The sequence below is a fragment of the Thermoanaerobaculia bacterium genome (genome assembly GCA_035717485.1).
Taxonomy (GTDB): Bacteria; Acidobacteriota; Thermoanaerobaculia; order UBA5066; family DATFVB01; genus DATFVB01.
The window spans coordinates 1-7,793 of sequence record DASTIQ010000176.1 but is presented as its reverse complement, the minus strand read 5'-3'; the positions used below and the strand labels follow the sequence as shown (position 1 = coordinate 7,793).

Genomic DNA, 7,793 nt, shown 5'->3' with positions numbered 1-7,793 from the left:
GGAGACGAGGTCGTCGTCATGGCGGGCCCGTGCACCATCGAATCGCGGGATCAGGTCTTCGAGAGCGCGCGCGCCGTCGCCCGCGCGGGCGCGCGGATCCTCCGGGGCGGGGCGTTCAAGCCGAGGACGTCTCCCTACTCGTACCAGGGAATGGGCATCGAGGGTTGGAAGATCCTCCGGGAGGCGGCCGACGAATTCGGACTGGCGACCGTCTCGGAGGTCATGGACGCCTCGCAGATCGAGGACGCCCTGCCGTACGTCGATCTCATCCAGGTCGGCGCGCGGAACATGCAGAACTTCACCTTCCTGAAGGAGCTCGGAAAATTGAGGACGCCGGTGCTCCTGAAGCGAGGCCTCTCGGCGACGATCGAGGAATGGCTGCTGTCGGCGGAGTACGTCATGGCCGGAGGCAACCGCGCCGTGATTCTCTGCGAGCGCGGAATCCGCACGTTCGAGCGGTACACGAGGAACACGCTCGACATCTCGGCGATTCCGGTGGTCGAAAAGCTCTCCCACCTGCCGATCGTCGCCGACCCGTCGCACGGAACGGGGCACCGCGAGCAGGTCGCTCCGATGGCTCTCGCCGCGGCCGCCGCCGGGGCCGACGGCCTGCTCATCGAGGTGCATCCCGATCCCGACCATGCGTTGTGCGACGGGCCGCAGTCGCTGCTGCCCGTTCAGTTTTCGAAGCTGATGGATGCCCTGCGGATCGTCGCGCCGGCGGTGGGGAAGAGAATCTAGATTCTTTCTTCTTCGGCTGGCGCGAACCATCCATCGAGCCATGCGGGACGGGACCGGGACGGCCGAAGGGCCAGTGCCCCGGAACGGGAATAGCGGACCGCCGTCCGGAATCCCCGGCGTCCATCGCGACAGCGCCGCGCATCGCGTGGCTCGAGTCGTCATCGCGAGCGGACGCGATCTCCCGGGCGAGGGAAATGGGAATTCGCGCCGCCTCCGCCATCCTCTAAAATGCGCCGAATGGCGGACGATCCGCTTCCCGTTGCGGTCGTCGGTGCGGGGCCGACGGGGATCGCGTGCGCCGTCGAGCTCGGCCGGCGCGGGATCGAGGCCGTCTGTTTCGACCGGGGCGCGATCCTCGATTCGATCTACCACTTTCCCGAAGAGATGGTCTGGTTCTCCACCCGCGATCTCCTCGACATCGCGGGCGTGCCGTTCGGAACGCCGCACGCGCATCCGACTCGGCTCGAGACGCTCGCGTACTACCGTGGCGTCGCCGAGAAGTTCGCCGTCCGGGTGGAACCGGAGTCGGAGGTCCTCTCCGCGGCGCTCCAGCCGGACGGAACGTTCCTCCTCGCGCTCGGCGGAAGGCAGCCGCGCGCGGTCCGCGCCTCCGCGGTCGTCCTCGCGACGGGTTTCTTCCACAACCCGAAGCGGCTCGCCGTTCCCGGCTGCGATCTTCCGATCGTCCACGAACGGTACGTCTCCGGCTACCCGTTTCACGGTCGAAAGGTCGTCGTCGTCGGGGGAAAGAACTCGGCGGCGGAGGCGGCTCTCGACCTCTACCGGCACGGTGCGTCGGTGACGATGGTCGTCCGGAGCGGCGCGATCTCGGAGCGCGTCAAGTACTGGATCAAGCCGGACCTCGAGAACCGGATCCGCGCGGGCGCGATCCGAGCGCTGTTCCACTCGCGGGTCGCCGAGATCCAGCCGGAAGCCGTGCTCGTCGAGACTCCTTCGGGCCAGGTCCTCGTTCCCGCCGAGGCCGTCTTCCCGCTGATCGGATACGAGCCCGATTTCGCGCTGCTCGCGCGCTGCGGCGCTTCCCTGCGCGGGGAACGGCGGGAGCCGGAGCATGATTCCGCGACGCTCGAGTCGAACGTGCCCGGGCTGTATCTCGCCGGCGCGGTGCTTTCGGGCACCGACACCGGGCGGATCTTCATCGAGAACAGCCGCCACCATGCCGCGGCGATCGCCGCGGCGATCGCGCAGCGCCGCGCCGTCCATGTCTAGCGCGAAGCGCGAACGCGAATACCTCGGCCGCCGGGAAGGGGGCGACCTCTCGGCCGAGGAGGTCCGCGCGCTCCTTCGCGATCCCGAGGCGCGAAAGCTCCACGTCGTTCGCCGGGCGCTCGCGGCGCACCCGCGCACGCCGCGGGGGGAAGCGATGTCCCTCGTCCCGACGCTGTTCTGGCGGGACCTCGCCTGGATCTCCGCCGACGCCCGGGCTCACCCGCAGGTGCGACGGGCCGCGGACCAGGAGATCCTTCGCCGCGTTCCCGGACTCGCGGCGTCCGAGCGCGCCGAGCTCGCGCGGATCGCCGGCCCGGGCACGGTGGCCGTCCTGAGGAAGTCGGGGGAGCCGTCGACCGTCCGCGCCCTCCTGCGGAACCGGTTTGCGGTGGAAGGGGACGTCGTCTTCATGGCCATCACGGGCCGCGATCCGGATTCGCTCGAGGCGATCGCGCTCGATGCCGTGTGGGGTCTGCGCATCGCCGTTCGCGCGGCGGTCGCGCGGAACCGGTTCACTCCGCTCCCGCTCGCCGAAGGGCTCCTCTCCGTGATTCCGCTCGGCGACCTCCGGGAGATCTGCGCCGAACGATGGCGCGCTCCCGGTTTTCTCGAGATCGCCCGGGCCACGCTCGCGTTTCGGACCGAGACCGGAACGGGGCGGATCCTTCCCGCCTGATACCATTCCCCCCAGCCATGTCGGAAAAAGAGCCCGCGGAGACCGGCTTCGGCGACGAGTTGAAGCGGCATCGCCTCCTTCGGGAGGTCCCTCTCGAGAGCATCGCCGCGGCCACGAAGATCTCGGTCCGGCATCTCCAGGCGCTCGAGCGCGGCGACTTCGCGAAGCTGCCGGCGCCGGTGTTCACCCGCGGGTTCATCCGCGCGTACGCGACCTTCCTCGGGCTCGATCCCGAGGAAATGGTGAACGCCTATCTCTCCGAGACGACCGGAGCGTCTGCTGGCAAGGTCTCCGGCCACGCCTTCGTGGCTTCCCGGCGGCCGTCCCTTCGAGCGGTCGTCCTCGGAATCGTCGCGGCGGCGGTCGCCGTCCTGATCGCGGCGGCCATCTGGCGCTCGGCCCGCCGTCCGAGGACGGAGGACCCGCGCTCGCCCTCTCTTCCGCCCGTCGCGCTCTCTCCGCACATCCGTCAGGTTCCGCCGGCGACCGGCGCCGCTCCCGCGCCCCAGAGCGCGACCGCTCCGGCGCCGCCTCCCGCGCCGGAGCCGGATCGTCCCGCCGCGCCGACCTCGTCCGCGCCGCCCGCCCCCGGCGGAGCCCCGCCCGTGACGCCGCCCCTGACGCTCGCCCTGTCGACCGACAGCCGATGCTGGTCGCAGATCTCCTCGGACGGGCGACCGGTGTTTTCGGGGACGATCCGCTCCGGCGAGAGCCGCCGGTTCGAGGCGCAGACGTCGTTTCGCGTGACGGCCGGCAACGCCGGCGCCCTTCGGGTCGCCGTCAACGGGAGGACTCTTCCCCCCCTCGGCAAGGCGGGAGAGGTGGTGCGGGATCTCCGCCTCGACGCCGACAGCATCAACGCGATGCTCTCGCGTCCGGAATGAGCTCGGCTCCTCCCCAGCCCGAATTCACGGTCGCCTCTCTCGCGGACGGGTCGGCGGACCGGAGTCTCCGGATCTTCGCCGCCCGCGGTCTCCTCCCGCTCGGAATCGAGGACCGCCTCCGCACCCTCCTCGCGCTCGGCCGCGCCGCCGACCCGGAGATCGCCGAGGAGGCCCGGCGATCGCTCCTCCGGGTGTCTCCGGACGAATGGGGACTGCTCTTCGATCTCGTGTCGCTCTCTCCGGCGGAGATCGAAGCGCTCGCGGCGGTGACGGAGGACCCCGGCGTTCTCGAGCAGATCGTCCGAAATCCGGATACGCCCGCCCCGGTGCTCGCCCGGATCGCGAAGACGGCGTCCGGTTCGGTCCAAGAATCGCTCGTCGTCAACCAGAAGCGCCTGCTCGCCGATCCCGAGGTCCTGGCGGCGCTCGAATCCAACCCCGGTCTCACCGCCGACTCGCGCCGTCTCCTCCGCGAAATGCGGGAGGAATTCTTCGAGAAAGCGGAGCGGCGGGCGCAGCTCGAGCGGGAAGCGGCGGAAAGGGAAGCCGCCGAGGCCGCCGCGGCGGACGAGGAGGAAGAGCCCGCCGAAGACTCCGCGGACCTCGCCGAGCCGTCCGGCGGCGAGGAGGAGGAGCTCTCGGAAGAGCGGCGGATGGCCCTCCACCAGCGGCTCGCGTACATGACGGTCGCCCAGCGGATCGACACGGCGACGAAGGGAACTCGCGAGGAGCGGCGCGTCCTGATCACCTCCGTTCTGAAACCCGTGTGGGAAGCGGTCCTGAAGTCTCCGTTCCTGACCGACGTCGAGCTCGAGGCGTTCGCGGCGATGCGGAACGTCGACGAAGAGGTCTACCGGCGGATGGCCGCCAAGCCCGACTGGGTGCGCAAATACGGCGTCGTGCTCGCCCTGGTCCGAAATCCGAAGGTGCCGCCGGAAGTCGGGATGCGCCTGGTGAAGTTCCTCCGGATCCGCGACCTCAAGGCGACGATGAACGACCGGAATCTGCCGGAAGCCGTCCGCGTCACCGCGCGCAAGCTGTACATCATCAAGCGCCAATAAGGGATGCGATCGGTGAAGGGCTTGCGCCCGGCGCTCCGGATGCCGGATAATCGCCGAAAGAATCGAACGCATGGCTCGATCGGTCAACCATTATCAGGTTCTCGGAGTGGACCGGACTGCGACGGACGAGCAGATCCGGAAACGCTTCCGCGACCTCGCGCGCGAACGGCACCCCGACCGGTTTCCGGCGGGGGAGAAGCCCCGCGCCGAGGCGGAGTTCCAGGCGCTGACGGAGGCCTACAACATCCTCTCGAACCGGGAGAGGCGCGCCGCCCACGATTTCGACCTCGACAACAAGGTCGTTTCCGCCGACGACCCGCAGGCGATCGCCCAGGCGTATCTCGCCCGCGGGGTCGACGAGTACCGGGAAGGCCGGTGGGATTCGGCGTTCTCGAACTTCGAGCTCGCCATGCACCACGATCCCGAGAACGCGAAGATCCAGCATCACTTCGCCCTCGCCGCGTCGCGCTTCCCGAACCGGATGCGGCACGCCGTCGCCGCGATCGAGAAGTCGATCCGGATCGATCCGCACAACGCCAGCTTCCTGAAGGACGCCGGGCTGATCTTCCGCCAGGCGGGCCTCTGGACGCGGGCGGAGAAGTGTTACCTCGAGGCGATGCGGTGGACGCCCGATTCGGCGGAAGTGCGACGCGGTCTCGAGGAGGCGCGCGCCCACCGCGCGCCCCAGGCCTGAGCACGCGATGGCGATGAATCTTCGGGCGTTCGGGTTGACCGACATCGGCCGGAAACGGAAGCACAACGAGGATTCGTTCGTGATCGACCTCTCCGAGGGGCTCTTCGTCGTGGCCGACGGAATGGGGGGCCATGCCGCGGGGGAGGTCGCGGCGAAGATCGCGGTCGATACCATCGAGGAATTCATCACCGACACGAGCCAGAAGATGGAGAGCACCTGGCCGTTCCAGTACAACCACCAGTGGCGCTTCAACAGCAACCGGCTCGCGGTGGCGGTCGAGAAGGCGAACGAACGCGTGATCTCCGCCGTCGCGAAGCAGCCGTCGCTGAAGGGCATGGGGACGACGCTCGTCGGGGGGATCCTGAACGGCTCCGGAATGTCGCTCGCGCACGTGGGCGACAGCCGCGCTTACCGCCGACGGAGCGGAGAGCTGCGCCGCCTGACCGACGACCACTCGTGGGTGCACGAACAGATCGTCACGGGCATCCTCACCGAGGAGGAGGCGAAATCCCATCCGTTGAAGAACGTCGTGACGCGGGCGCTCGGAGGCGGGCCCACCGTGGTGCCGGAGCTCCAGGAGCTCGATCTCCAGACCGGCGACCAGTACCTCTTCTGCTCCGACGGGCTGACGACGATGCTCTCGGACGAGGAGATCTCCGAGGTGCTCGGCACCGGGAACGATCCCGAAGCCATCTGTCGCGACCTGATCGAGCGCGCCAACGACAGGGGGGGCCTCGACAACATCACCGCCATCGTCGTCGAAGTCCGGGACGGCGCCTCCCGGGCGAGCGATCCCAACGAAAAGACGGGCCCCGTCGTATAACTTCCGATCCCGCGATTGACTTCGCCGGAGAGGAAGGCTATCGTAAACAACGGATGCGCTTCGGGATAGCGAGACCGTGGCCGATCGCGGCCGTGTGCGCGCTGGCAGTCGCCGGCGTGTCCTCGGCCGCGCCCTGGCGGCGTTCGGCCTTTCTGGGGTCGTCCGTCGCGGTTCCGGCGGTCGTCCGCGTGCCGGAAAGCGGCGCGGCCGCGGACCTCACGATCTGGGACGGCCGTGCGGTCGTCTCCGGTCGGCGCCTCGATCCGGCTTACGCGGCGGCATTCGCGAGCGAGCTCGACGCGCGCCTGCGCGCGGCGTTCGACGGCGCCGACTGGAACGTCCCCTTCCGGTCCGCCGAGCCCCTTCGCGTCATCGCGACGGCCGCGTACGGACTCTCGTTTTCCGACGTCTTCAGCGCGTCCGGTCAAGGGAACCCGGTCGTCGCCTTGAACCTGGCGGGCCGGGCGCCTGCCGACGCCGCTGCCGAGGCGGTCCGCGGGGCGGCGGTCGTCGTCCTGAGGGCTCTCGCCCCCTCCGCGCCTTCGGAAGTCGTCTCCGCCGCGGCCCGCGCGATCTCGCTCGGTCGCGACCTCACCGAAAGCGACCGGGAAGAACTGAGGGAGATCGGGGCCGCCCCGGAGCACTCGCTCGATTCCGCGGGCGCCGAGCTCTTCGCGGGGGAGTGGATCCGGCAGATGGCCTCCGACGCCGGACCCGGCTTCGTCCGCGCGGTCTGGACCGGGCGAGTCGCGGAAGGCAACGCTTCCCTGGCGGCCTTCGCCACGGCCTTCCGCGAGCAGGGGGGATCCCCCGGCGATGCGCTCTACCGCGCGCTCGCGGGCCTCTACGGAACCGACGAGGTGATCGGCGACCCGGCGCGGCTCACCGAGACCGATCTGGCCACGGGCGGACTGAACGCCGCGGCGCCTCCGGCCCGGTCGTGGAGGCTGTTCACCACCTTCCCGTCCGGGACGGGCGGCTGGAACGTCGCGTGGCCGGAGGACGGCGCGCGGGCGTTCGCCGTCGTCCATTACGAGGACGGACTCCCGAACGACATCGTGCCGTTCTCGGCCGGAGACCGTAAGACGCTTCCCGCATCGGGCGTTTCCCGGATCGACTGGGTCGTGCTCGGGAGTGAGGAGGGAGGAGCGCTGCTCGCCTCTCCCGCGTCCGTGCTGCGGGAGGAAGAGTTCCCCATGACGGGCCTCTCGGCCGAAGCCCGCACCGAGCCGGGAGAAGGGGTCGTCCTCTCGTGGCGGACCGCCTCCCATCGCGACCTCTCCGGATGGGCCATCCTGCGGAGCGAGGTCACCGAGGACGGCCGCGTCGTCCGGGCCGAGCCCGAGTCCCTTCCCGCTCAGCTCGACGATCCGAACGGCGCCTCCTACGATTTCGTCGACACGAGCGCGACGCCCGGCCGCTATTACCGCTACGACGTATGGGCGGTGACGGCCGACGGGGCGATGGCGAGAGCGTTCCGCGCCACCCTCCGCGCCAAATAGAACAGGCACCGCGATGCATCGAGCCGGACGGGCGCGTGGCGTCCGCCCGCGGCGCTCGCCGTACGCCACCGGTACGACTCGGCCGCGGGCCGGGCGACCCGCATCTCGCCGGGCTCGCGCCTCGACGCGCCTTCGAGTGGGCCGTTGTTCGAGGCGGAATGCGGCGACGTAACCGGCGAAAT

General features: G+C 69.9%; 8 protein-coding genes. All 8 read left to right on the top strand.

Annotated features, from left to right (window positions below; all coding sequences use genetic code 11):
* The coding region (gene aroF / locus VFS34_09440; GenBank protein ID HET9794673.1) for a 3-deoxy-7-phosphoheptulonate synthase at nt 1–741 on the top strand (741 nt) is incomplete at its 5' end.
* Nucleotides 742–978: 237 nt separating this feature from the next.
* On the top strand, nt 979–1,971 hold the full coding sequence (locus VFS34_09435; protein HET9794672.1) for a YpdA family putative bacillithiol disulfide reductase: 993 nt from the start codon (nt 979–981) through the stop codon (nt 1,969–1,971).
* Complete coding sequence (locus VFS34_09430) at nt 1,964–2,647, top strand: hypothetical protein (GenBank protein HET9794671.1); 684 nt, start codon at nt 1,964–1,966, stop codon at nt 2,645–2,647. Before VFS34_09435 ends, VFS34_09430 begins: the two co-directional genes overlap by 8 nt.
* Nucleotides 2,648–2,664: 17 nt before the next feature.
* Nucleotides 2,665–3,531, top strand: a complete 867-nt coding sequence (locus VFS34_09425) for a helix-turn-helix domain-containing protein (GenBank protein ID HET9794670.1) — start codon at nt 2,665–2,667, stop codon at nt 3,529–3,531.
* Entirely contained in the window at nt 3,528–4,592 is a 1,065-nt protein-coding gene (locus VFS34_09420) for a hypothetical protein (protein ID HET9794669.1), read from the top strand. The genes VFS34_09425 and VFS34_09420 overlap by 4 nt, the downstream gene beginning before the upstream one ends.
* Before the next feature lie 70 nt (nt 4,593–4,662).
* The gene (locus tag VFS34_09415; GenBank protein ID HET9794668.1) at nt 4,663–5,286 is read left to right on the top strand and encodes a J domain-containing protein; all 624 of its coding nucleotides are present in this window, start codon (nt 4,663–4,665) and stop codon (nt 5,284–5,286) included.
* Between the two features lie 7 nt (nt 5,287–5,293).
* Complete coding sequence (locus tag VFS34_09410; GenBank protein HET9794667.1) at nt 5,294–6,109, top strand: Stp1/IreP family PP2C-type Ser/Thr phosphatase; 816 nt, start codon at nt 5,294–5,296, stop codon at nt 6,107–6,109.
* A gap of 92 nt (nt 6,110–6,201) precedes the next feature.
* On the top strand, nt 6,202–7,611 hold the full coding sequence (locus tag VFS34_09405) for a hypothetical protein (protein ID HET9794666.1): 1,410 nt from the start codon (nt 6,202–6,204) through the stop codon (nt 7,609–7,611).
* Nucleotides 7,612–7,793: the final 182 nt, after the last annotated feature.

What these genes read in the sequence shown, in the direction of transcription:
- VFS34_09415 (HET9794668.1), top strand. Translation starts at nt 4,663, where the DNA reads ATGGCTCGATCGGTCAACCATTATCAGGTTCTCGGAGTGGACCGGACT.
- VFS34_09435 (HET9794672.1), top strand. Translation starts at nt 979, where the DNA reads ATGGCGGACGATCCGCTTCCCGTTGCGGTCGTCGGTGCGGGGCCGACG.
- VFS34_09420 (HET9794669.1), top strand. Translation starts at nt 3,528, where the DNA reads ATGAGCTCGGCTCCTCCCCAGCCCGAATTCACGGTCGCCTCTCTCGCG.
- VFS34_09410 (HET9794667.1), top strand. Translation starts at nt 5,294, where the DNA reads ATGGCGATGAATCTTCGGGCGTTCGGGTTGACCGACATCGGCCGGAAA.
- VFS34_09430 (HET9794671.1), top strand. Translation starts at nt 1,964, where the DNA reads ATGTCTAGCGCGAAGCGCGAACGCGAATACCTCGGCCGCCGGGAAGGG.
- VFS34_09425 (HET9794670.1), top strand. Translation starts at nt 2,665, where the DNA reads ATGTCGGAAAAAGAGCCCGCGGAGACCGGCTTCGGCGACGAGTTGAAG.